Below are 489 nucleotides of genomic sequence, written 5' to 3'. Positions count from 1 at the left end.
ACGACACCCGCTCCCGCCGCGGCACCGGTCGACCCGCCGGTTGACCCGGTACCGGTCGCCACCCCGTTCACCGACGTCGCCGCGGACACCCAGTTCGCTGCGGAGATCGCCCGCCTGGCCGATCTGGGCATCACCACCGGCTTCCCGGACAGCACCTTCCGCCCGGTCCAGCCCGTGAACCGCGACGCCATGGCAGCCTTCCTGTTCCGCCTGGCCGGCCAGCCGGAGTTCACCGCCCCGGCAACCCCGTTCCGGGATGTGGCACCGAACAACCAGTTCTTCCGGGAAATCTCCTGGCTGCAGACCACCGGTGTCACCACCGGCTTCGGCGACGGCACGTTCCGGTACCTGCAGACCGTCAACCGCGACGCGATGGCAGCCTTCCTGTACCGGATGGCCGGCTCGCCCGAGTTCACCGCCCCGGAGGTCTCGCCGTTCGAAGACGTCGCCACGGACAACCAGTTCTACAAGGAAATCGCGTGGCTGGAG

1 protein-coding gene is annotated in these 489 nt (G+C 69.1%); it reads left to right on the top strand.

What is annotated here, in order from left to right; all coding sequences use genetic code 11:
- The coding region (locus AC5RVV_RS18005; RefSeq protein ID WP_494002713.1) for an S-layer homology domain-containing protein at positions 1 to 489 on the top strand (489 nt) is incomplete at both ends.

This window comes from Arthrobacter sp. MDT2-34-1 (assembly GCF_059091365.1).
Note: the sequence above shows the minus strand (reverse complement) of the source record. Positions and strands in the feature narration are given on the sequence as shown.